Annotated in this window: 24 protein-coding genes; 15 read left to right on the top strand and 9 right to left on the bottom strand. The window is 53.8% G+C overall.

Annotated features, from left to right (window positions below; all coding sequences use genetic code 11):
• The first annotated feature begins 276 nt into the window (after positions 1-276).
• A complete protein-coding gene (locus QLG09_RS12795; protein ID WP_025203439.1) occupies positions 277-1,572 on the top strand; it encodes an MFS transporter in 1,296 nt (431 codons plus the stop codon).
• On the opposite strand, the gene QLG09_RS12800 is transcribed toward QLG09_RS12795, so the two are convergent.
• From QLG09_RS12800 to trxC, 5 genes are all read right to left on the bottom strand, one after another.
• Complete coding sequence (locus QLG09_RS12800; RefSeq protein ID WP_014171230.1) at positions 1,569-1,892, bottom strand: YfiM family lipoprotein; 324 nt, start codon at positions 1,890-1,892, stop codon at positions 1,569-1,571. The two genes, QLG09_RS12795 and QLG09_RS12800, sit on opposite strands and share 4 nt — an antisense overlap.
• Positions 1,893-1,936: 44 nt before the next feature.
• Positions 1,937-3,292, bottom strand: a complete 1,356-nt coding sequence (gene pssA / locus QLG09_RS12805; protein WP_044858135.1) for a CDP-diacylglycerol--serine O-phosphatidyltransferase — start codon at positions 3,290-3,292, stop codon at positions 1,937-1,939.
• A gap of 110 nt (positions 3,293-3,402) precedes the next feature.
• Complete coding sequence (pat, locus tag QLG09_RS12815) at positions 3,403-6,066, bottom strand: protein lysine acetyltransferase (RefSeq protein ID WP_282488956.1); 2,664 nt, start codon at positions 6,064-6,066, stop codon at positions 3,403-3,405.
• Between the two features lie 35 nt (positions 6,067-6,101).
• On the bottom strand, positions 6,102-6,800 hold the full coding sequence (gene tapT, locus QLG09_RS12820) for a tRNA-uridine aminocarboxypropyltransferase (RefSeq protein ID WP_282488957.1): 699 nt from the start codon (positions 6,798-6,800) through the stop codon (positions 6,102-6,104).
• Positions 6,801-6,869: 69 nt separating this feature from the next.
• On the bottom strand, positions 6,870-7,289 hold the full coding sequence (gene trxC, locus QLG09_RS12825) for a thioredoxin TrxC (protein WP_014171226.1): 420 nt from the start codon (positions 7,287-7,289) through the stop codon (positions 6,870-6,872).
• Positions 7,290-7,493: 204 nt separating this feature from the next.
• Here trxC and QLG09_RS12830 point away from each other — a divergent pair, with 204 nt between their 5' ends.
• Positions 7,494-8,579, top strand: a complete 1,086-nt coding sequence (locus QLG09_RS12830; protein WP_282488958.1) for a tRNA/rRNA methyltransferase — start codon at positions 7,494-7,496, stop codon at positions 8,577-8,579.
• 46 nt (positions 8,580-8,625) lie between these two features.
• On the opposite strand, the gene ung is transcribed toward QLG09_RS12830, so the two are convergent.
• Entirely contained in the window at positions 8,626-9,315 is a 690-nt protein-coding gene (ung, locus tag QLG09_RS12835; RefSeq protein ID WP_223398846.1) for a uracil-DNA glycosylase, read from the bottom strand.
• A gap of 314 nt (positions 9,316-9,629) precedes the next feature.
• Between ung and grcA the strand changes: the two genes are divergently transcribed.
• Positions 9,630-10,013, top strand: coding sequence for an autonomous glycyl radical cofactor GrcA (grcA, locus tag QLG09_RS12840; RefSeq protein ID WP_013098327.1), 384 nt, complete (start codon positions 9,630-9,632; stop codon positions 10,011-10,013).
• Between the two features lie 52 nt (positions 10,014-10,065).
• Here the strand turns inward: grcA and srmB are convergent, their stop codons facing one another.
• Complete coding sequence (gene srmB / locus QLG09_RS12845; protein WP_020882998.1) at positions 10,066-11,394, bottom strand: ATP-dependent RNA helicase SrmB; 1,329 nt, start codon at positions 11,392-11,394, stop codon at positions 10,066-10,068.
• Positions 11,395-11,526: 132 nt separating this feature from the next.
• Between srmB and QLG09_RS12850 the strand changes: the two genes are divergently transcribed.
• Positions 11,527-12,264 (top strand): tRNA1(Val) (adenine(37)-N6)-methyltransferase, encoded by a 738-nt coding sequence (locus QLG09_RS12850; protein WP_032680478.1) that lies wholly within the window; start codon positions 11,527-11,529, stop codon positions 12,262-12,264.
• On the opposite strand, the gene nadB is transcribed toward QLG09_RS12850, so the two are convergent.
• A complete protein-coding gene (nadB, locus tag QLG09_RS12855; RefSeq protein WP_020883000.1) occupies positions 12,249-13,868 on the bottom strand; it encodes an L-aspartate oxidase in 1,620 nt (539 codons plus the stop codon). The two genes, QLG09_RS12850 and nadB, sit on opposite strands and share 16 nt — an antisense overlap.
• A gap of 424 nt (positions 13,869-14,292) precedes the next feature.
• Between nadB and rpoE the strand changes: the two genes are divergently transcribed.
• From rpoE to acpS, 11 genes are all read left to right on the top strand, one after another.
• Positions 14,293-14,868 carry an RNA polymerase sigma factor RpoE gene (gene rpoE / locus QLG09_RS12860; protein ID WP_006176728.1) on the top strand — a complete coding sequence of 192 codons (576 nt, stop codon included), beginning with the start codon at positions 14,293-14,295 and terminating at the stop codon, positions 14,866-14,868.
• 31 nt (positions 14,869-14,899) lie between these two features.
• A complete protein-coding gene (rseA, locus tag QLG09_RS12865) occupies positions 14,900-15,550 on the top strand; it encodes an anti-sigma-E factor RseA (RefSeq protein WP_025203448.1) in 651 nt (216 codons plus the stop codon).
• Positions 15,550-16,503 (top strand): sigma-E factor regulatory protein RseB, encoded by a 954-nt coding sequence (gene rseB / locus QLG09_RS12870; RefSeq protein WP_014171218.1) that lies wholly within the window; start codon positions 15,550-15,552, stop codon positions 16,501-16,503. The genes rseA and rseB overlap by 1 nt, the downstream gene beginning before the upstream one ends.
• The gene (rseC, locus tag QLG09_RS12875) at positions 16,500-16,976 is read left to right on the top strand and encodes a SoxR-reducing system protein RseC (RefSeq protein ID WP_151711810.1); all 477 of its coding nucleotides are present in this window, start codon (positions 16,500-16,502) and stop codon (positions 16,974-16,976) included. Before rseB ends, rseC begins: the two co-directional genes overlap by 4 nt.
• 185 nt (positions 16,977-17,161) lie before the next feature.
• Positions 17,162-18,961 carry a translation elongation factor 4 gene (lepA, locus tag QLG09_RS12880; RefSeq protein ID WP_014171216.1) on the top strand — a complete coding sequence of 600 codons (1,800 nt, stop codon included), beginning with the start codon at positions 17,162-17,164 and terminating at the stop codon, positions 18,959-18,961.
• 15 nt (positions 18,962-18,976) lie between these two features.
• Positions 18,977-19,951: a signal peptidase I gene (lepB, locus tag QLG09_RS12885; protein ID WP_014171215.1), complete on the top strand. Its 975-nt coding sequence runs from the start codon at positions 18,977-18,979 to the stop codon at positions 19,949-19,951.
• Positions 19,952-20,173: 222 nt separating this feature from the next.
• Entirely contained in the window at positions 20,174-20,854 is a 681-nt protein-coding gene (gene rnc, locus QLG09_RS12890) for a ribonuclease III (RefSeq protein WP_003860711.1), read from the top strand.
• Positions 20,851-21,756 carry a GTPase Era gene (gene era / locus QLG09_RS12895; RefSeq protein ID WP_014171212.1) on the top strand — a complete coding sequence of 302 codons (906 nt, stop codon included), beginning with the start codon at positions 20,851-20,853 and terminating at the stop codon, positions 21,754-21,756. Before rnc ends, era begins: the two co-directional genes overlap by 4 nt.
• An 11-nt stretch (positions 21,757-21,767) precedes the next feature.
• Complete coding sequence (gene recO, locus QLG09_RS12900; protein ID WP_014171211.1) at positions 21,768-22,475, top strand: DNA repair protein RecO; 708 nt, start codon at positions 21,768-21,770, stop codon at positions 22,473-22,475.
• Between the two features lie 77 nt (positions 22,476-22,552).
• Positions 22,553-23,284, top strand: coding sequence for a pyridoxine 5'-phosphate synthase (gene pdxJ / locus QLG09_RS12905; protein ID WP_282488959.1), 732 nt, complete (start codon positions 22,553-22,555; stop codon positions 23,282-23,284).
• Positions 23,284-23,664: a holo-ACP synthase gene (acpS, locus tag QLG09_RS12910; protein WP_014171209.1), complete on the top strand. Its 381-nt coding sequence runs from the start codon at positions 23,284-23,286 to the stop codon at positions 23,662-23,664. The genes pdxJ and acpS overlap by 1 nt, the downstream gene beginning before the upstream one ends.
• On the opposite strand, the gene QLG09_RS12915 is transcribed toward acpS, so the two are convergent.
• Positions 23,661-23,921: a YfhL family 4Fe-4S dicluster ferredoxin gene (locus QLG09_RS12915; RefSeq protein WP_282488961.1), complete on the bottom strand. Its 261-nt coding sequence runs from the start codon at positions 23,919-23,921 to the stop codon at positions 23,661-23,663. The genes acpS and QLG09_RS12915 overlap by 4 nt on opposite strands.
• Between the last annotated feature and the right edge of the window lie 40 nt (positions 23,922-23,961).

The raw sequence follows: 23,961 nt of genomic DNA on the forward strand, positions 1-23,961 counted from the left end.
GAGAGTAGGGAACTGCCAGGCATCAATTAAAAGAACCCCGTACCGTATGGTGCGGGGTTTTTTGCTTTGGGTTTTTCCCGTCGCCGGAGACGGCATCAGACTGCACACCGCCACACCAGCCAACGAACCTTAGTCTTTATCCTATAACTTACCTTGCTAACAGAAAATGTGATCTTACTCTCAATGTTATTTATAACAAAATAATAACATTTGCTTTACAAGATCGTGAGTTCTCAGGACTCAGCATGCCGTTTTTATGGCAGGAGCATAATCACAATGACAGAAAGCATAACATCGAACGGGACGCTGGCTGCCAGTGATTCCCGTAGAAGGGTATGGGCAATCGTCAGTGCCTCTTCAGGGAACCTGGTGGAATGGTTCGACTTTTACGTCTACTCATTCTGTTCACTTTACTTCGCACATATCTTTTTCCCGTCCGGCAACACCACCACACAGCTTCTGCAAACGGCGGGCGTATTTGCTGCGGGCTTCTTAATGCGCCCCATTGGTGGATGGTTGTTTGGACGGATCGCAGACCGTCGAGGACGTAAGGCATCCATGCTGATTTCGGTCTGCATGATGTGCTTTGGCTCGCTGGTGATCGCCTGTCTCCCCGGTTATGACGCTATCGGGACATGGGCGCCGGCTCTTTTGCTACTGGCTCGTCTGTTCCAGGGACTTTCTGTTGGAGGAGAATACGGTACCAGCGCCACTTACATGAGTGAAATTGCCCTTGAGGGCCGGAAAGGGTTTTACGCCTCTTTCCAGTACGTCACGCTTATTGGTGGCCAGCTTCTGGCCATTCTGGTGGTGGTTATTCTGCAGCAGGTCCTTACCGACAGCCAGCTTCATGAGTGGGGATGGCGAATTCCTTTCGCGATGGGCGCTGTACTGGCGGTCGTCGCACTCTGGTTGCGTCGTCAGTTGGATGAAACCTCGCAAAAAGAGGTCCGGGCGCTGAAGGAGGCGGGGTCGTTTAAAGGGCTGTGGCGTAACCGCAAAGCTTTCCTGATGGTTCTCGGGTTCACCGCGGGCGGTTCTCTCAGCTTTTACACCTTCACCACCTACATGCAAAAATATCTGGTGAACACCACGGGCATGCACGCCAACGTCGCCAGCGCTATCATGACCGCCGCGTTGTTCGTCTTTATGCTGATTCAGCCACTTATTGGCGCGCTCTCCGATAAAATAGGGCGTCGCACATCAATGCTGATCTTTGGCGGCATGTCCGCGTTATGTACTGTTCCCATTTTAACTGCGCTTCAGCACGTTTCCTCACCGTATGCCGCCTTTGGTCTGGTCATGCTGGCGATGGTCATTGTCAGTTTTTACACATCGATCAGTGGGATCCTGAAGGCTGAGATGTTCCCGGCACAGGTACGCGCTTTGGGGGTAGGGCTTTCTTATGCGGTCGCCAATGCGCTGTTCGGTGGCTCTGCGGAGTACGTCGCGCTGTCGCTTAAATCATGGGGAACGGAAACAACCTTCTTCTGGTACGTGACGGTGATGGGGGCACTGGCCTTTATTGTCTCCCTGATGTTGCATCGAAAGGGTAAAGGTATTCGTCTCTAATAGCGAGCCATCTGCCACACGGCATAGCCGGTCGTGGCACCGGCTACGTCCCAGGCAAAGTCTTTCCAGCTCCAGCCGCTCCCCGCGGGGCGGCTATCCCACAGTTCTTTTGAAGCCCCAAGGCTTACAGAGAACATCAGGCCGATTGCCGCACTACGATCCCGACTGTACCCCTGATGTTGTGCATACTCATTACCGGCAGCGGACAACATCGCGGAGGCGAGAAAGTGTTGCGCTTTATCCTGCCCGGACCAGCTATCGTTAGCCATGTGGCTACAGCCACTGAGAAAGAGAGCACTCAGCAAGAGAAGAATACGCATTAGCGGACTCCAAAAAAAGCCCTGTCGCTGACAGGGCCCGGACATCACAGAATACGGCTGATAAGTCTGTCAATACGGATTCGACGCAGGCGACGAATAAGCTTGCGGACTTTCACCGGGTAATCGGCAATGCTCTGCAGTTCACGGTAATGCTGAACCACAGTGGTATGCGTGCGAATAAGCTCGAGCTCACGTTCACGACTGGTCGCTAACTCATGTTTCGGGTCATGGATCAGGATGGCATTTTCGAGATCCAGACGCCAGGCGCGAGGGTTGAGGTTATTGCCCGTAAGCAGCATCCATTCATCGTCGACCCACATCCCTTTCAGATGATAACTGTTGTCTTCATCTTTCCACAGACGCACGACCAGCTGGTCAGTGTTAACGTAATACTGTAAACGGCTCAGGAAACGGCGCAGGTTAATCTCATAGAGATAAGGGAGGGCACCGATAATCTTGAACGGTTGATCTTCAGGAATAAAGAAGTCGTTAGCCGTTTTGTCACCGACGATAATTTCAACTTTTTTACCATCACGCAGCAGCTGAATGATATTACGCACCAGCACGGCGGGAAGGTTGAAGTAAGGGGTGCAGATGATGAGTTTCTGCTCCGCACACGGCATCAGGTGGAAAATCGTTTTGTTCAGCAGGCTTGATTTGCCTAACCCCACCAGCGGTGTAACGGATAGCTCTTCGTTATTGGCATCGCCCTGGAAATGGTAGACCGCATCACGCAGTTCCTGGCGGAACGCGCGGATATCATTTTTAATTTCCGGGCTTTTAGGACGGTGTGGATCGTCAAGACGATTTACGCCGCGACCCTGTACTAAGTTCTTATCAACCCAGTTAAACATGATATCCGCCATCTGGGGATTACGAACCAGATGGTAACGGTCATATCGATATTTATCGAGCTGATGAAGGTAAACATCATTCAGGCTCGCGCCGCTGTACAGCACGCTATCATCAATGATGAACCCTTTGAAATGAAGGACGCCGAGCGCTTCTCGGGTATTTACAGGTACGCCGTAAACGGGCACATCGACGCCAGGATTTTCCTGCGCCGTGCGGCAATACCAGTCAGCATTGGTGTTTGAAGCAGCAGCGCCTATACGGCCACGCTGAGCGCGGTGCCAGTCGACCAGCACGCGAACATCCAGTTCCGGACGTTGACGCTTGGCTTCATAGAGCGCATTTAAGATCGCGCGCCCACCTTCATCTTGTTCAAGATACAGGGCCACAATGCAAATGCGACGCGTGGCACTGGCAATCTTTTCCAGAAGCGTCTCCCGAAAATGGGCGGGAGCGTAAAAGAACTCTACATCATCAACTGACTGAGAAATCTTCGGTAGTTGAGCAAGGTGTTGTTGATGTTTATTACGCTTAAATTTTGACAACATCACAGTGCGTTTCTTCTCTGTTCATTGAAGGGTTGTCTGTACCATGCAAACAACATAAGCGGACAATGATACCACCAGTCCCGTCCAAAGTGGGTAACATTTCCAGTAGCTTACTCGGCTTTATCCGCTGATATCAGGCTCAGGGATAAGGCCACAATACCTTCGTCCAGCTGAATATCAACGTCAAATCCAAGTTTTCGCGCCAGGGTCACCATACCGCGATTGTTAGGCATAGTAATGCCATTGAGGCGTAACAATCCGTGATCTCGCGTATAACTGATGAGTTTTTCCAGCAGCCGTCGCCCCAGACCCAACCCTTTCAGATCGGAGCGCACCAGCACAGCAAACTCCGCATCAACATTATCCGGGTCGGAAATAGCACGCGTAACGCCGAGGATCTCATCGCCCTTATCGGAACGACGAACGGCGACAAATGCCATTTCTCGATCGTAGTCGATCTGGGTCATATTGGCTAAATCATCGTGGGTAAATTCGTTGATTTCGCTAAAATAGCGATAGTAAAGATCCTCTTTCGTTACCTGAGAGATGAACGTGCGCAGCTGCGGTTCATCTTCCGGCAGGATAGGGCGGAACAACGCGCGCTCTCCGTTTTTCATCTCCACCCACTCCTCCAGTTGCAGAGGATACGGGCGGATCGCAAGGCGGCTCTCTCTGTCACCCTCGAAAGGCGCGATATCCAGCGTGACGTCCAGGGCCGTAAACTCACTGCCGGAGGCGAGCAGCGGGTGGATGTCCAGCCGCTGGATCTCCGCGCAATCAACAATCAGGTTAGACACCTGCACCAGGAACTGACTCAACCCGGCAATATCAAGAGGGCGCAGCGCGCTTCGGCCCCGGATTTTTTTGCTTTTGATGGCCTGAATGATCAGATAGCGCGCCAGGTTCATGTTCAGTGGTGGCAAAGCCACGACCGCCTGCTCCTCAGGACGCCACTCGACGCCGCCTTCCCCCAGCATGATAAGCGGGCCAAAGACAGGATCGTATTCAACCACCACGCGCAGCTCCTGAGCGCCCGCGCGATTAGCCATGCTTTGCACCAGCAGCCCGTGGATCCGCGCCTGAGGCCAGGCCATTTTGACCCGGTCGAATATGGCATCAGCGGCTTGCTGTACCTCGGTCGCAGTCCGCAGGTATAACATCACTCCCTGGACATCAGACTTATGCGGGATATCCGGTGAGCGAAGCTTGAGGGCAACGGGATAGCCAATTTGTTCGGCAATATGCACGGCTTCGGCGCTGTCGCCGGCAATCCAGGTGGGCAGGGTTTGCATCCCGTAACTGCCCAGAATCGGCTGCACTTCGTGCGTATCAAGCGAGGTGGCTCCCTCTTCGATAGCCTGCTGTAAAAGCCGATGAACATCGGCGGTGTTCGCCGTCAGGTTACCCGGTAAAGCCGGGGTTTCACGGAGCTGCTTCTGGTTGCGGCGATACTCAACCATATGCATAAACGCCGTAATCGTGCCTTCCGGAGTGCGGTAGGTGGGCAGACCGGCTTCACTGAACAGGCGTCGTGCCTCCTGGGAAGAGAACTCACCGCACCAGTTGGTCAGCAGGGTGACATATTTTCCACGAGGATGGTTCCGGACGGCGTCAATCAGTGCGCGCGCGCTTTCACTCCCGGGAGCGACCGCGCTGGGGGAGTGAATAATCATCAGCGCGTCGAAATCCTGGCTATCCAGTAAAAGGGAGATCGCCCTGATATAGTGATCGCTACTTGCGTCATCGCGCAAATCGAGGGGATTGCCTGGGCTAACGCTTGCCGGCAGCGCCTCTTTCAGGCGTTGTAGCGTCTCCTCACCCAGGGTGGCCAGCTTGCCATTGCGCAGCCACAGTTCATCCAGTGCAAGTGCGGCAGGAGCCGCGCCATTACTGACAATCATTAACTTCTCACCGCGTAATGGACGCATATGGCTTAACGTCTCGACGGCGGAAAAAAGCTCGTGTGTATCCTGAACCCGTAACAAACCTGCGCGTTGAATCGCGGCATCCCAGGCGGGATCCATGCCGGAATGCGACTTCAGCAGACGCTGGGCGGCGGGGCTACGCCCGCTTTTGATCACCAGAATCGGTTTGTTACGGGACGCGCTACGGGAAGCTGATACAAAACGACGGGCGTCGCTCAGGTGCTCAAGATAAAGAAGAATGGCGCTGGTTTTGCTGTCGCGAGCCAGAAAATCGAGCAGTTCATCAACGTCGATGTCCAGGCTGTCACCCAGAGCAATGAAGTAGGAAAACCCCATCTCACGCTGTTGCGCCCAGTCGAGGATCGTGTTCGATACCGCAGCCGATTGCGAAATGAAAGCGAGTTTGCCTTTGCGGATAGGGACCGGGGAGAAGCTGGCATTCAGCCCCTGCCACGGGGCGAGCAGGCCCAGACTGTTTGGCCCAAGAATGCGCATCTGGTAGCGACTGGCGCATGCCAGAAGCTCCGGCTGCTGTTCGGGCGGAGACGAGAGAATAATGCAGGTTTTACATCCTTTCCTGCCGAGCGACTCCAGCAGGGCTGGATTACGTTTCGCATTTGTACACAGGATGGCAAGGTCCGGTATGAAAGGCAGGCTCTGCACGTCCGGCCATGCCAGCACCCCTTGAACAGCCTTATAGGCAGGCGTCACAGGCATGACGGGGCCATTAAATCCGCCAGCCAGCAGGTTACGCATCATCAGATAGCCTGCGCGATCTGGTTTCATTGATGCGCCGATAACGGCAATGGATTTAGGACGAAGTAGCGCTTCTAACCCTCGCTGGCTCATGCAGGCCTCCTGTGAATGCAAGCGACCTGATGATTTTAAACGTTTTCTGTCTCAGTTGCTGTGACGCTGCCCTTATGAACGGTTTTTCCTGCCAGGTAGCGTTCACGAAAGCGGGAGAAATGGCTCCCCAGCGCACCTGCCGCGACGGTATCTCCCGCTAAATCCAGAAGGGCAATCGCCACTTCAGCAGTACAGTACTGCCCTTCAGCATGCGCTTCTCGCAGGCGATAGGCCGAGACGCGGGAAAGGTCGACCGAAATCACCGGCAATGAATCGAGATAAGGACTTTTGCGGAACATTTTTCGCGCTTCGGTCCAGGTTCCGTCCAGCATAATAAAAAGCGGCGGTTTACCAGATGGCGGTGCCGAAAGTACCTGGCGATCTTCGCCAGCATACGAGGCCGGAAATACGACCATTGGCTGATAGTCCGGGTTTGCCACTAAGTCGAGCAGGGCCTGCGGAGGTTCCGTGCGTGACCACTGAAATGCCGCGGTATCCGGCAGAATGTCGGCAATAAGGCGTCCGGTATTGCTGGGTTTCATTGGTTCGGTATCGAACATGACCAGGCAAAAACGACTCTTCGCGGTGCTCGGCGCAAGGGTCTCGCACAGACAAACTTTTAGCGGCAGCAGACAACGCTGACAGCGGCGAATACGATTGCCGCGGGCAAGAAAAGGGCGAGTCGCGCGGGCCAGGCGTGTGGCGCGCAGTTGAAGAACAGCGTTATCAGTCATGGGCGAAGTGCAGGAAAAACCCTATTTTCGCAGAGGAAGGAACGGGGCACAAGATGCGCCCCGTTAATGTTACAGTGATTCGTTTAACCAGCTATCAAACGGTGCTTTAGGAACGGCACCGTTAAGCATGTCGATCACTTCACCATTTTTGAAAATCATGATGGTTGGGATGCTGCGAATGCGAAAGCGTGCGCTCAGCTCACGTTCTGCTTCGGTATTGACCTTAACAAAACGCATTTTGCCGCTGCGTTCTTCGGCAACATCTTCGAAGACTGGCGCGAAGCTACGGCACGGACCACACCACGGTGCCCAAAAATCGACAACCACCGGAAGATCGTCCTTGAGAAGTTTGTCCAGCGTAGCACCCGTAGCGTTGATAACATCGCCATCAAACAGTTCATGGCCACAACGCCCGCATTTCGCACCATCTTCAATCCGATCGTCCGGAATGCGATTAAGAGCCTGACAGTTGGCACATACGGTATTCATAACTAACCTCTGATAGAGCCGTGGGACAGCGGCAGAATGCCGATAATGTTTCTAATATGTTACATATTATCATTCAGCCTGTTTGAAACGACAATGCGTTTTATTCAATGAGAACAATAGTCACAGGCTTTTGTACGAATTTATGGCTATGAGCTTGCACATCGGGTAATCTGCGCGCTTCGCGCAGCGCTGGTGGAGAAAAGCATGAACGACGAAATGAAAAACAAAAGCGGCAAGGTCAAAGTGATGTATGTCCGCAGTGATGATGACTCTGATAAACGCACCCAAAATCCGCGTACCGGAAAAGGTGGCGGGCGTCCGGCGTCTTCTCGTGCAGACGGTGGCCGTCGCCCCGCCCGCGATGACAGAAATAACCGCGGTGATGACCGCAAACGTGATGACCGTAAGCGTGACGATCGCAAACGCGATGATTTCTCGCGCGAGGGTTCATCCCCCTGGCGTACCGTTTCTCGCGCCCCTGGTGATGAGGCGCCTGAAAAAGCCGATCACGGCGGCATCAGCGGGAAAAGCTTTATTGACCCGGAAGTGCTGCGCCGTCAGCGTGCAGAAGAGACCCGAGTCTATGGCGAGAACGCCTGCCAGGCGCTGTTCCAGAGCCGTCCTGAGTGCATCGTTCGCGCATGGTTTATCCAGAGCGTAACCCCGCGCTTTAAAGAAGCGCTGCGCTGGATGGCGGCAAACCGTAAAGCCTACCATGTGGTGGATAATGCTGAGCTGACGAAAGCATCAGGCACTGAACACCACGGTGGCGTGTGCTTCCTGATCAAAAAACGTAACGGGACTACCGTACAGCAGTGGGTTAGCCAGGCGGAAGCCGATGACTGCGTGCTGGCACTTGAAGATGTGGGCAACCCGCATAATCTGGGTGCAATGATGCGTAGCTGCGCGCACTTTGGCGTGAAAGGCGTGCTGTTACAGGATGCCGCGCTGCTGGAATCGGGTGCCGCGATCCGTACCGCAGAGGGCGGGGCAGAGCATGTGCAGCCGATCACCGGCGACAGCGTTCTGGATGCCATTGAGCAGTTCCGTAATGCGGGATATGCCATCGTCACAACCTCCAGCCATGCCGCTACGCCGCTGTTTAAAGCGACACTGCCGCGTAAAATGGTGCTGGTGCTGGGTCAGGAGCGTGATGGCCTGTCGGATGCTGCGCTTTCCAGCGCGGATCTGAGCGTCTCTATCGACGGTACAGGCAATGTTGAAAGTCTGAACGTTTCCGTTGCGACTGGCGTACTGCTGGCGGAATGGTGGCGTCAGAATAAAGCATAATACTGTGCGTCGGATGTGCCCGCTAAAAACGGGCACATCCGCTGCGTTACTCACTCTCAGCCGGTAACACTGGCAGCCAGTCAATTGGCGTTTCGCCACGTTTTTCCAGCCACTCGTTCGCCAGAACAAAATGATTACAACCAAAGAAACCACGATGCGCTGACAGCGGTGACGGATGCGGTGCCTTCAGGACATGATGACGCTGCCTGTCGATAATCGCCCCTTTCTTCTGCGCGTGGGAACCCCACAGTAAAAACACCACCCCTTCACGATGCTGGTTGATAAGGCTGATGACTTTATCGGTAAAGGTTTCCCAGCCCAGGCTGGCGTGAGAATGTGCCTGACCGGCACGTACGGTGAGTACCGTATTCAGTAACAGCACGCCCTGGCGCGCCCAGCTTTCCAGATAACCATGAGTGGGCCGGGTAAACCCGGGCACGGTCTTTTCGAGTTCTTTGTACATGTTCAGAAGCGAAGGGGGGATAGCAACCCCAGGACGTACAGAGAAAGCAAGCCCGTGAGCCTGTCCCGGTCCGTGGTAAGGATCCTGACCGAGGATAACAACTTTTACATCGCTGAGTTCGGTATAGCGAAACGCGTTGAAAACATCCTTTTGTGGCGGATAAATCGTCTGGCCAGACTGCCGCTCTGCCGCAACGGTGCTGAGGGTGTTAATAAAATAGGGCTGCTGTTTCTCTTCTGCCAGCACATCGTGCCAGGTCAACGGTGTCGTCATCTCGCTCTCCTGCGAATCACATTCTGCGCCTAGCTTAACCGCTAAAACCCGGGGTGCAAAATCCCAGGCATAAAATCACCGTAAGTCATTCAATTTATTTTGAATAGATGCGAAAGGAGTTGAGCTGGTAAAGCAATGAAATTGATCTGGAACAATAAAATCAAACCACACTCTTTGTGTGGTTGGTGTTTTTGTTGATTTAAATCAATAAATGACCGGGGTGCGAGTGATATATATACACACAAGAAACAATGGTTTTACCAATTGGCCGCGCGAGGCCGACACCAGTTAATGTAGCCTAAGGGAGGCAACACATGATTACAGGTATCCAGATTACTAAAGCTGCAAATGACGACCTGCTCAACTCTTTCTGGCTGCTGGACAGCGAGAAAAATGAAGCGCGCTGTGTAGTAGCGAAAGCGGGTTTTGCTGAAGATGAAATCGTTCCGGTGAACAAACTGGGCGAAATCGAATACCGTGAAATCCCAATGGAAGTAAAACCGGAAGTGCGCGTTGAAGGTGGTCAGCACCTGAACGTGAACGTGCTGCGTCGTGAAACGCTGGAAGATGCGGTTAAGCACCCGGAAAAATACCCACAGCTGACCATTCGTGTATCAGGTTATGCAGTACGTTTTAACTCTCTGACCCCGGAACAGCAGCGCGACGTTATTGCGCGTACCTTTACTGAAAGCCTGTAAGGTTTCAGTCTCGGGGGGGGAATAAAAAAGCCGGGGTTTTCCCCGGCTTTTTTTACTCTTCAGTTTTCGTCTCTGGTGCGGCAGAGCTTGGTTTACGGCGTTTACCAATATTCTTGGTATCGCGGTGGCGCTGCTTCACGCGCGGCTTCTCTTTTTCTTTCTCTTTTTTCTCAGCACGTTTTGCGAGCGCTTTTTTAGACGGTTTGCCCGTCATTTTTTCACTCGGTGCACGTGTGGTCGGGCGAAGCTCATCAATAACGCGTGCTTTCAGTGGCTCATCAACGTAGCGGCCAATTTTCTGCAGCAGCAGGTAGTCATGCGCTTCGACCAGAGAGATCGCGATACCTTTGCGTCCGGCACGGCCGGTACGGCCAATGCGGTGCAGATAGGTGTCGCCGCTGCGTGGCATATCGAAGTTAATGACGTGACTGACGTCCGGAATGTCGATCCCGCGTGCAGCAACGTCTGTTGCGACCAGCACGTTCACGCGACCATCAGTCAGACGTTTAATCCCTTCGGTACGCTTAACTTGCGCCATCTCGCCTTCGAGATAGCAGTTATTGATTCCGGCATTACGCAGCATTTCAGCCAGTTCATGCACACGCTCGCGCTTACGCACAAAGACGATGGTACGGGTGGCATCGTCCTGCTTCAGCAGGTGCTTAAGTAACTCAACCTTGTGTTCAAGGTTATCTGCACGGTAATACCACTGGTGGATCTTCTTGCGTTCGCGCGTGGACGGCGTCGCGGAAACTTCCACCGGATCTTCCAGCAGGCGCTCTGCGAAGTCTTTGATCGCGTCCCCTTCAAGGGTGGCAGAGAACAGCATCGTTTGGTTACGCCAGCGCGTCTCACCCGCGATATGTTCAATATCCTGCGCGAAGCCCATGTCCAGCATACGGTCAGCTTCGTCCAGAATCAGTGTTTCTACCGCGCGGCAGTCGAAGTTCTCTTCTTTAATGTACTGCAGCAGGCGACCGGTCGTCGCAACGACGATGTCCTGGTTTTCGCTGAACACTTCGGCGTGGTTCATATACGCAACGCCGCCAGTGATCGTGGCGATATCCAGATGGGTATTGGCCGCCAGCTCGCGGGCGTGATCGGCAACCTGCATCGCTAGCTCGCGCGTCGGCGTCAGAATCAAAATACGCGGCGGGCCTGATTTTTTACGTGGAAAATCGAGCAGATGCTGCAACACAGGCAGCAAGTAAGCTGCTGTCTTCCCCGTGCCGGTTGGCGCAGAACCGAGCACATCGCGGCCCTCAAGCGCAGGCGGAATGGCCGCTGCCTGAATGGCGGTCGGGCGTGTAAAGCCTTTGCTCTCAAGTGCATTGAGCAGGCTTTCATCGAGTTCAAGTTCGGAAAAAGTCGTTACAGTCATGTTCTACCTCTGTGTGGGGCGCTGATTATAGACGTTACGGCTGTAATCTTCATCTGTTTGTATGGATATCGCTTTGCGGCCACTTCGCTTTCCCCTATGCTACTCCAGTTTCACTTAGAAGGTTGCCCTGACATGTCTCAACTCAAAGCGCAGTTGCGCCGCGATGGTTTTACGTTTAAACAATTTTTTGTCGCTCACGATCGCTGTGCCATGAAAGTCGGTACAGACGGTATTTTACTGGGTGCCTGGGCACCTGTCGCAGGTGTAAAGCGTATTCTGGATATTGGGACGGGCAGCGGGCTGTTGGCGCTGATGCTGGCGCAACGTACCGAAGCGCATGTCACCATAGATGCGGTGGAGCTGGATGCGCAGGCGGCGGAGCAGGCGAGTGAAAATGCGGCTGAATCTCCGTGGGCCGCCCGGATTAACGTTGAATGTGCAGATGTGCTCGACTGGACGCCGGAGCAAACCGCGCGTTACGACCTGATTGTCAGTAATCCTCCCTACTACGCGCCCGGTGTTGAGTGCGGAACGCCTGAGCGTGAACAGGCCCGTTATACCGGCTCTCTCGACCATAAGGCGCTGCTGATCAGTGCCGCAGAGCTTATTTCAGAAGAAGGGTTTTTCTGCGTGGTTCTGCCAGAAAGCACAGGCAATGCGTTTATTGGCATAGCGCAAGAGATTGGCTGGAAATTACGTTTACGCACCGATATTGCAGATACCGAAGGGCGATTGCCGCACCGTGTGCTGCTGGCGCTCTCACCCAAAGAAGGTGAATGCTTTAACGACCGAATGGTGATCCGTGGGCCAGACCAGCGTTATTCCGAAGATTACACCGCTCTGACCCAGGCGTTTTATCTGTTTATGTGAACCTGCGGGGAGAGGATCGACGGGCCGGACTCGGCCAGTTGATCGGGGTAGTCGAGGGTATAGTGCAAACCGCGGCTCTCTTTGCGCATCATCGCGCAGCGAACAATCAATTCGGCAACCTGAACCAGATTGCGCAGCTCCAGCAGATTATTGGATACGCGGAAATTGGCATAATATTCATCGATTTCCTGCTGCAGCATCGTGATACGGCGTAATGCGCGTTCAAGACGTTTCGTGGTCCGCACAATCCCGACGTAGTCCCACATAAACAGCCGCAGTTCGTGCCAGTTATGCTGAATAACGACCAGCTCATCCGGGTTCTCCACGCGGCTTTCATCCCAGGCAGGCAGATTTTCTGTCTGACGGGCGTAAGGCATGCGCTTCGTGATATCTTCCGCGGCAGACCAGCCGTAAACCAGACACTCCAGCAGTGAGTTCGACGCCATCCGGTTCGCGCCATGAAGTCCGGTATAACTTACTTCACCGATAGCATACAGGCCATCCACATCGGTGCGACCATGATCGTCAACCATTACGCCCCCGCAGGTATAGTGGGCGGCAGGCACGATGGGCACCGAATCGCGGGTTAAATCAATCCCCAGACCCAGCAGCTTTTCGTAGATCATCGGGAAATGCTGGCGGATAAACTCTGCCGGCTTATGGCTGATGTCCAGATACATGCAGTCCACGCCAAGACGCTTCATTTCATGGTCGATGGCGCGGGCAACGATATCACGCGGTGCCAGCTCGCCTCTGGGGTCAAAGTCCGGCATAAAGCGGGAGCCGTCAGGGCGTTTCAGGTATGCGCCTTCACCGCGCAGGGCTTCCGTCAGCAGGAAATTACGCGCCTGAGGATGGAACAGGGCGGTCGGGTGAAACTGGTTGAATTCAAGGTTTGCCACGCGACAACCGGCGCGCCAGGCCATGGCGATCCCGTCTCCGGAGGCAATATCGGGGTTGGTGGTATACTGATACACTTTGGATGCACCGCCAGTCGCCAGTACCACAGCCTTCGCTTGACAGGTCTCAACCTTCTCTTTATTGCGATTCCAGACCCAGGCACCCACGACACGACGCGTACCCGGAAGGCCAATCTTGTCGGAAATAATCAGGTCAACGGCATTGCTGCGCTCAAGGACCCGAATGTTAGGATGGCTGAGGGCTTTGCTGACCAGCGTGGTTTCGACTTCTTTACCGGTAGCGTCTGCGGCATGCAGGATACGGCGGTGGCTATGCCCGCCTTCGCGGGTCAGGTGGTAACTCTCTTCACCGTTTGGCTGCACCTGTGTATCAAATAATACGCCCTGATCGATTAACCACTGCACGCAATGACGGGCATTACTGGCCACAAACTCTGCGGCATGCGCATCCACGATCCCGGCCCCGGCAATCAGCGTATCGTCGACATGCGACGCAATGCTGTCTGTCTCATCAAACACGGCGGCAATACCGCCCTGGGCATAAAACGTAGAACCTTCACTTATCGGCCCTTTGCTCAGAACGATAACGCTCTGATGTTCGGCCAGACGCAGTGCTAGGGAGAGACCGGCAGCGCCGCTACCGATGATCAGTACATCACAATGCAGTTCAGGTGTTGTGTTCATGATTTTTGTTTAATTTACTAAACAGTGTTTGGTCAGAATAGCATCCGAATGCGAGATATCGCACGTTTTTTTTGATGTGAGTTGTAACCGCTAAACTCGAGGCGGAGGATTAAAACCACGTAAAAGAAAGAAAATATTTTGCGAAGCAGATCGTTAGCGTCAGATTTTGTGGTGAAATAAAGACTGGGTTGCGTTACTCTTCTGGCGGGAAAAGAGATGTTTCTTGTCATAAAGTGGTGCGTATCGTGAACAGACTTATAATGAGAGAAAATGAACAGTCTGCGGCGCGATGAACAAAAACAAAGGCGTTACGGAACTTATTGAAGATCAGACACTCTAATTCGGTGCTTGCTCAAAGTGCGGTTTTTTAAGAGTGGCGTTTCGATAACGCGTGGAATTTAGGTTTGGGGAGACATTACCTCGGATGAGCGAGCAGTTAACGGACCAGGTCCTGGTTGAACGGGTCCAGAAGGGAGATCAGAAAGCCTTTAACTTACTGGTGGTGCGCTACCAGCATAAGGTGGCGAGCCTGGTTTCCCGCTATGTACCGTCAGGCGATGTGCCTGATGTAGTACAAGAGTCTTTTATTAAGGCCTATCGCGCGCTGGATTCATTCCGGGGAGATAGTGCTTTTTATACCTGGCTGTACCGTATTGCGGTCAATACGGCAAAGAATTATCTGGTCGCTCAGGGCCGCCGTCCGCCTTCAAGTGATGTGGACGCAATCGACGCCGAAAACTTCGAAAGTGGCGGTGCGCTGAAAGAAATTTCGAACCCTGAGAACTTAATGTTGTCAGAAGAACTGAGACAAATCGTTTTTCGCACGATCGAGTCGCTCCCGGAAGATTTACGCATGGCAATTACGTTACGGGAGTTGGATGGTCTGAGCTATGAAGAGATAGCCGCCATCATGGATTGTCCGGTCGGCACGGTACGTTCACGTATTTTCCGTGCGCGAGAAGCAATTGATAATAAAGTTCAACCGCTTATCAGGCGTTGACGATAGCGGGATACTGGAAAAGGTATTAGGCATGCAGAAAGAAAAACTTTCCGCTTTAATGGATGGTGAAACGCTGGATAGTGAGCTGCTCAACGAGCTGTCTCATTCTCCCGAAATGCAAGAGACCTGGGAGAGTTATCATCTCATCCGTGACACCCTTCGCGGTGACACCGGCGAGGTTCTCCATTTCGATATCTCAGCTCGCGTGATGGCGGCCATTGAAAATGAGCCTGTCCGTCAGACCACTCCGCTGATTCCTGAAGCTCAACCTGCGCCTCACCAGTGGCAGAAAATGCCGTTCTGGCACAAGGTGCGTCCGTGGGCCAGCCAGCTCACCCAAATGGGTGTGGCTGCATGCGTATCGCTTGCAGTTATCGTTGGCGTCCAGCACTATAATACTCAGTCTGAAACTAATCAGCAGCCAGAAGCGCCAGTGTTCAACACACTGCCGATGATGGGCAAAGCCAGCCCGGTAAGTTTGGGTGTTCCGGCTGATGCATCCGCCAGCGGCGGCCAGCAACAGCAGGTTCAGGAGCAACGCCGTCGCATTAATGCGATGTTGCAGGATTACGAGTTGCAGCGTCGTCTGCACTCTGAACAGCTTCAGTTTGAGCAGGCACAAACCCAGCAAGCGGCTGTGCAGGTGCCCGGAAACCAAACTTTAGGAACGCAATCGCAGTAATGAAGCAACTTTGGTTCGCCATGTCTCTGATGGCGGGTAGCCTGTTCTTCTCTGCCAACGCCTCGGCTGATGTTTCATCCGGGGCGTTGTTGCAGCAAATGAATCTGGCCAGCCAGTCACTCAATTACGAGTTGGCATTTATCAGTATCAATAAGCAGGGCGTCGAGTCGTTACGATACCGCCATGCCCGTCTTGATAACCAGCCGCTCGCCCAGCTTTTACAGATGGATGGCCCGCGTCGGGAAGTTGTCCAGCGTGGTAACGAAATCAGTTATTTCGAACCCGGTCTGGAGCCTTTCACGCTGAATGGCGATTATATCGTCGATTCTCTGCCATCGCTTATCTACACCGACTTCAAACGTCTTGCGCCTTACTATGATTTCATTTCGGTAGGGCGTACGCGCATCGCGGACAGACTGTGCGAAGTAATCCGCGTTGTTGCCCGTGACGGAACGCGCTACAGCTATATCGTCTGGATTGACGCCGAGACCAAGCTGCCAATGCGTGTAGACCTGCTTGACCGTGATGGTGAAACGCTGGAGCAGTTCCGCGTTATCTCCTTTAGCGTGAACAATCAGGTGGGTAATAGCATGCAGAATCTGGCGAAAGCCAGCCTGCCGCCGCTGCTTTCGGTACCGGCGGGTGATTCCGTCAACTTCAACTGGGTTCCTTCCTGGATCCCGCAAGGGTTTAGCGAAGTCTCCAGCAGCCGTCGACAACTGCCAACCATTGAAACACCGGTTGAATCGCGTCTTTATTCCGATGGTTTGTTCAGTTTCTCGGTGAACATTAACCGCGCATCGGCAAACAGTTCTGAACAAATGCTGCGTACCGGACGCAGGACGGTCAGCACCACGGTTCGCGATAACGCAGAGATCACCATTGTGGGTGAATTACCGCCACAAACGGCGAAGCGTATTTCCGACAGCATTAAATTCAGGGCTGCACAATGATTAAAGAGTGGGCTACGGTCGTATCGTGGCAGAATGGCATTGCGCTGGTGAGCTGTGATGTTAAGGCCTCATGCAATAGCTGTGCTTCCAGAGCCGGTTGCGGTAGCCGCGTGCTGAACAAGCTCGGGCCGCAAACCTCGCATACCATTTCCGTGCCAAGCGATCGGCCGCTGATGGTGGGGCAAAAGGTGGAGCTGGGAATTGCAGAAGGTAGCCTGCTCACGTCCGCCATGCTGGTTTATCTCTCTCCGCTGGTGGGGCTGTTTGTTATGGGCGGCGTATTCCAGATGCTGTTTGATACTGATGTGGCCGCCATGTGTGGTGCGGCATTGGGCGGCGTAGGGGGATTCTGGCTGGCCAAAGCTCTCTCCCCGAAGCTTGCCGCACGCGAAGAGTGGCAGCCTGTTATTCTCAGCGTTGGGCTGGCACCCGACCAGCTTCGTGTTGAGACGCTCTCTTCTGAGGCCCGGTGATCCATCGGGCTTTGTCCTTTTTTACGTCCTAAAACAGAAAACGTCATTTCTTCACGCTATACCTGGCGCTAAGTACATTTCCAGGTAACGGGGATGTAGTGTAGAATGCGGCGTTTTCGCACTGAAAAACGTCAGGCTAAGAACAGCGGCCTCCAGGAATTCGTAAGGCATAATTATTTAACTATATGAAGAACATACGTAACTTTTCGATCATTGCTCACATTGACCACGGTAAGTCGACGCTGTCTGACCGTATTATCCAGATTTGCGGTGGCCTGTCTGATCGTGAAATGGAAGCCCAGGTTCTGGACTCCATGGACCTGGAACGCGAACGCGGTATCACCATCAAAGCGCAGAGCGTTACGCTTGATTACAAAGCGGCTGATGGCGAAATCTATCAGCTGAACTTTATCGACACCCCAGGCCACGTTGACTTCTCCTATGAAGTTTCACGCTCGCTGGCGGCCTGTGAAGGCGCGCTGCTGGTTGTGGATGCCGGGCAGGGCGTTGAAGCCCAGACTCTGGCAAACTGCTACACCGCGATGGAAATGGATCTCGAGGTTGTGCCGGTTCTGAACAAAATTGACCTGCCAGCTGCCGATCCTGAGCGCGTAGCGGAAGAGATTGAAGATATTGTCGGCATCGACGCGACCGATGCGGTGCGCTGCTCCGCTAAAACGGGCGTGGGCGTGACCGACGTGCTGGAACGCCTGGTGCGTGATATCCCGGCACCAGAAGGTGACCCGGATGCCCCGCTGCAGGCGCTGATCATCGACTCCTGGTTTGATAACTACCTGGGCGTTGTCTCACTGGTGCGTATTAAAAACGGCACCATGCGTAAAGGCGACAAAATCAAGGTAATGAGTACTGGCCAGGTTTACAACGCTGACCGTCTGGGTATCTTCACGCCAAAACAGGTTGACCGTACCGAGCTGAAATGTGGCGAAGTAGGCTGGCTGGTCTGCGCCATTAAAGACATCCTCGGCGCGCCAGTGGGTGATACCCTGACCGGTGCACGTAACCCGGCAGACAAAGCGCTGCCAGGCTTTAAAAAGGTTAAACCGCAGGTTTACGCGGGTCTGTTCCCGGTCAGCTCTGACGACTATGAAAACTTCCGTGATGCGCTCGGTAAGCTGAGCCTCAACGATGCTTCCCTGTTCTATGAACCAGAAAGTTCCACGGCGCTGGGCTTCGGCTTCCGCTGCGGCTTCCTTGGTCTGCTGCACATGGAGATCATCCAGGAGCGTCTGGAGCGTGAATACGATCTGGATCTGATCACCACGGCACCGACCGTTGTGTACGAAGTGCAGACCACCAACAAAGAGATCGTCTACGTCGATAGCCCGTCCAAGCTGCCGCCGCTGAACAATATCGAAGAACTGCGCGAGCCCATTGCAGAGTGTCATATGCTGCTGCCGCAGGAGTTCCTGGGTAACGTTATTACGCTGTGTATTGAGAAGCGTGGCGTACAGACCAACATGGTTTACCACGGTAATCAGGTTGCGCTGACGTACGAAATCCCTATGGCGGAAGTGGTCCTCGACTTCTTCGATCGTCTGAAGTCTACCTCTCGTGGCTATGCGTCACTGGATTACAACTTCAAACGCTTCCAGGCGTCTAACATGGTGCGTGTGGACGTGCTGATCAATGGCGAGCGTGTGGATGCGCTGGCACTCATCACTCACAACGACAATGCGCCATACCGTGGCCGTGAGCTGGTTGAGAAGATGAAAGAGCTGATCCCGCGTCAGCAGTTTGATATCGCGATTCAGGCCGCCATCGGTAACCACATTATTGCCCGTTCTACTGTGAAACAGCTGCGTAAAAACGTTCTGGCGAAATGCTACGGCGGTGACGTCAGCCGTAAGAAAAAGCTGCTGCAGAAACAGAAAGAAGGTAAGAAGCGTATGAAGCAGGTCGGTAACGTCGAACTGCCGCAGGAAGCATTCCTTGCCATCCTTCATGTTGGTAAAGACGGCAAATAACCCTAAGGAGTTGGCATGGCGAACATGTTTGCCCTGATTCTGGTCATTGCTACCCTGGTGACAGGTTTGTTGTGGTGTCTGGATAAGTTTATTTTCGCCCCAAAACGCCATGAACGTCAGGCTGCCGCACAGGCAGCCACTGGCGATGGGCTGGACGCGAAAACCCTGAAGAAAGTCGGCCCTAAACCGGGCTGGCTGGAAACCGGGGCATCGGTATTTCCGGTGCTGGCGATTGTGCTGGTTGTCCGCTCGTTTATTTACGAGCCGTTCCAGATCCCGTCTGGTTCAATGATGCCAACGCTGCTGATTGGCGATTTTATTCTGGTTGAGAAGTTTGCCTACGGGATTAAAGATCCGATCTACCAGAAAACGCTGATCGAAACCGGTCATCCAAAACGTGGCGACATCGTGGTGTTTAAATACCCGGAAGATCCGCGTCTGGATTACATCAAGCGTGCAGTGGGTCTGCCGGGTGATAAAGTCACCTACGATCCGGTGGCGAAAGAAGTTACCGTTCAGCCTGGCTGCAGCTCCGGTACCGCGTGTGAAAACGCGCTGCCAATCACTTACTCAAACGTTGAGCCAAGTGATTTTGTGCAGACCTTTGCTCGCCGTAACGGCGGTGAAGCGACCAGCGGTTTCTTCCAGGTGCCCAAAGGCGAGACCAAAGAGGACGGTATTCGCCTGGTTGAACGTAAAGAGACGCTGGGTGATGTGACCCACCGTATCCTCACCGTGCCAATCGCGCAGGATCAAGTGGGGATGTACTACCGGCAGCCGGGCCAACAGCTGGCCAGCTGGATCGTACCACCGGGACACTACTTCATGATGGGTGATAACCGCGATAATTCCGCGGACAGCCGTTACTGGGGCTTTGTGCCGGAAGCGAATCTGGTAGGTAAAGCGACCGCTATCTGGATGAGTTTTGAGAAGCAGGAAGGCGAATGGCCGACCGGCGTTCGCCTGAATCGTATCGGCGGGATCCATTAATTCTCATTAAATGAACGCGTAGCCGCGTTAATTAGCGGCTACGTGAATTATTTCAGCGATAAATCTCTTTGGACTAACGACATCCCCTGTCGTTGTGTATAGAATATTCCCCCGAAGTTTAAGGTTGGCCCTGCAAGGGTGCCACGGCACACGAAACCGCGTTGGTCTTCTCAGGTCGGTTTCGTGTGCTGCATTTTTGACGCATTCATTTACTGGTATCGCATGAACCCCATCGTAATTAATCGGCTTCAACGGAAGCTGGGCTACACTTTTCATCATCAGGAGTTGTTGCAACAGGCATTAACCCACCGCAGTGCCAGCAGCAAGCATAATGAGCGCCTCGAGTTCCTGGGTGACTCTATTTTAAGTTTCGTGATCGCGAATGCGCTTTATCATCGTTTCCCACGTGTGGACGAAGGTGATATGAGCCGCATGCGCGCGACGCTGGTTCGGGGTAATACCCTGGCGGAAATCGCTCGTGAATTTGAACTGGGCGAATGTCTGCGACTTGGGCCGGGTGAACTGAAAAGCGGCGGCTTCCGTCGTGAATCTATTCTTGCCGACACGGTCGAAGCATTAATTGGTGGTGTGTTCCTGGACAGCGATATTCAGACCGTAGAAAAGCTGATCCTTAACTGGTATCAAACCCGTCTGGACGAAATCAGTCCGGGCGATAAACAAAAAGATCCGAAAACGCGTCTGCAGGAATATTTGCAGGGTCGCCACCTCCCGCTGCCATCCTATCTGGTGGTACAGGTGCGGGGCGAAGCGCACGATCAGGAATTTACCATCCATTGCCAGGTCAGTGGCCTGAGTGAACCGGTGGTCGGCACAGGTTCTAGCCGTCGTAAGGCTGAACAGGCTGCCGCCGAACAGGCGTTAAAAATGCTGGAGCTGGAATGAGCGAAGAAAAAACGTATTGCGGGTTTATTGCCATCGTCGGACGTCCGAACGTTGGCAAATCTACCCTGTTGAATAATCTGCTTGGGCAGAAAATTTCCATTACTTCCCGTAAGGCGCAGACCACGCGTCACCGCATCGTCGGTATCCACACGGAAGGCGCCTATCAGGCGATCTACGTTGATACCCCGGGCCTGCACATGGAAGAGAAGCGCGCCATCAACCGCCTGATGAACAAGGCGGCGAGCAGCTCGATTGGCGACGTAGAGCTGGTGATTTTCGTGGTGGAAGGCACTCGCTGGACGCCTGACGACGAAATGGTGCTGAACAAACTGCGCGACGGTAAAACGCCGGTGATCCTTGCGGTCAACAAAGTGGACAACGTGCAGGAAAAAGCCGATCTGCTGCCGCACCTGCAGTGGCTGGGAAGCCAGATGAACTTCCTTGATATCGTCCCGCTGTCTGCCGAGACCGGTCTGAACGTCGATACCATCGCAGGCATCGTGCGCAAACATCTGCCGGAAGCGATTCATCACTTCCCGGAAGATTACATCACCGATCGTTCTCAGCGCTTTATGGCCTCTGAGATCATCCGTGAAAAACTGATGCGTTTCCTTGGCGCGGAACTGCCGTACTCCGTAACGGTTGAGATTGAACGTTTTCAGACCAACGAACGCGGCGGCTATGACATCAACGGCCTGATCCTCGTTGAGCGTGAAGGGCAGAAGAAGATGGTGATCGGCAACAAAGGTGCCAAGATCAAAACCATCGGCATTGAAGCGCGCAGAGACATGCAGGACATGTTTGAAGCCCCGGTTCACCTTGAACTGTGGGTGAAGGTGAAATCAGGCTGGGCCGATGATGAGCGTGCATTGCGCAGCCTCGGTTACGGCGACGACGTCTAAGACTGAACATCGTGGATGGATGGCAGCGTGCCTTTGTCCTCCATAGCCGTCCGTGGAGCGAGACCAGCCTTATGCTGGACGTTTTCACGGAAGAGTCGGGCCGTGTGCGCCTTGTTGCTAAAGGCGCACGTTCCAAACGCTCCGGCCTGAAGGGCGCCTTACAGCCTTTCACTCCGCTGCTGGTACGTTTCGGCGGGCGTGGGGAAGTCAAAACCCTGCGCAGTGCCGAAGCCGTCTCTCTGGCGCTCCCCCTTTCTGGTATCACGCTGTACAGCGGTCTCTATGTCAACGAACTCATCTCACGTGTTCTGGAGCATGAGACTCGCTTCTCTGAACTTTTCTTTGATTACCTGCACTGTATCCAGGCGCTGGCCGGCGCTACCGGTACGCCCGAACCTGCCCTGCGTCGTTTTGAACTGGCGCTGCTTGGACACCTGGGCTATGGGGTCGATTTTTTGCATTGTGCAGGGAGCGGAGACGAGGTAGAGGATGCGATGACCTATCGCTACCGTGAAGAAAAAGGCTTTATCGCCAGCGTTGTGATAGATAACAGCACCTTTACCGGGCGACAGCTTAGAGCGCTGTATGCGCGCGAGTTTCCCGATCAGGATACCCTTCGCGCAGCAAAACGCTTTACCCGGATTGCGCTCAAGCCGTATCTTGGCGGCAAGCCCTTAAAGAGCCGCGAATTGTTCAGGCAGTTTATGCCGAAACGTTAACGTATCAGACCCTCGCTCCAGCCCTCTCACTGAGGGAGAGGGAGGCAGGGACACGAACTAAAATACCGAGGATTGTCATGGCTGAATTACTGTTAGGCGTCAACATTGATCACATCGCCACGCTGCGTAATGCACGCGGCACGGCTTATCCCGATCCGGTTCAGGCGGCGTTCATCGCTGAGCAGGCTGGCGCCGATGGCATTACCGTTCACCTGCGTGAAGACCGCCGTCATATTACCGACCGCGATGTGCGCATTCTGCGTCAGACGCTGGACACCCGCATGAACCTGGAGATGGCGGTCACGGAAGAGATGCTGACGATTGCCTGCGAGACGAAGCCGCATTTCTGTTGCCTGGTACCGGAAAAACGTCAGGAAGTGACCACCGAAGGGGGCCTGGACGTGGCGGGTCAACGCGACAAAATGCGTGATGCCTGCAAGCGTCTGGCTGAGGCAGATATCCTGGTCTCTCTGTTCATCGACGCCGATGTAGCACAGATCAAAGCGGCTGCCGAAGTGGGCGCGCCCTATATTGAAATTCATACCGGCTGTTACGCTGATGCGAAAGACGAAACTATGCAGTCCAAAGAGCTGGAGCGTATCGCCAATGCGGCCACCTATGCCGCGAGCCTGGGTCTGAAAGTTAACGCCGGGCATGGCCTGACCTACCATAACGTCAAGGCCATTGCAGCCCTGCCAGAAATGCATGAGCTGAATATCGGCCACGCTATTATTGGCCGTGCGGTAATGAGTGGCCTGAAAGAGGCGGTCTCAGAAATGAAACGCCTGATGCTGGAAGCGCGTCAGTAATGGCTATTCTGGGCTTAGGCACCGATATCGTTGAAATAGCCCGCATTGAAGCGGTGATCGCCCGTAGCGGCGATCGCCTGGCACGACGCGTGTTGAGCGATAACGAATGGGCCATCTGGGAGACGCATCAGCAGCCGGTACGTTTTCTGGCCAAGCGCTTTGCCGTCAAAGAGGCGGCAGCCAAAGCCTTCGGCACCGGTATTCGTAACGGTCTGGCGTTTAATCAGTTTGAAGTGTTTAACGATGAGCTGGGTAAACCGCGCCTGCGTTTATGGGGTGAGGCGCAAACGCTGGCAGAGAAACTCGGCGTAAATCACATGCACGTGACGCTCGCCGATGAACGCCACTACGCCTGCGCGACGGTGATTATCGAAAGTTAAAGTTTGTCCGCGTGATGCAGCAGGACAAACTTATCCCAAAGCTGCTCTTCGCTCTCGACGCGTGCCGGATCCTTCAGGATGGTATTGGGGATTGGGCACACTTTCTGACAGGTCGGCGTTTCGTAGTGGCCGATGCATTCAGTGCAGCGGTCGCTGTTAATCTCATAAATGCTCTCGCCCATCGAAATCGCCTGGTTCGGGCATTCCGGTTCGCACATATCGCAATTGATGCATTTTTTGGTGATTAACAACGCCATCAGGAAATTCTCAGAAACAACACAAACAGGGCGGGCATTA

Origin of the sequence: Enterobacter sp. V89_11, assembly GCF_029967775.1 — a bacterium.
In the GTDB taxonomy this organism is placed as follows: Bacteria; Pseudomonadota; Gammaproteobacteria; order Enterobacterales; family Enterobacteriaceae; genus Enterobacter; species Enterobacter ludwigii.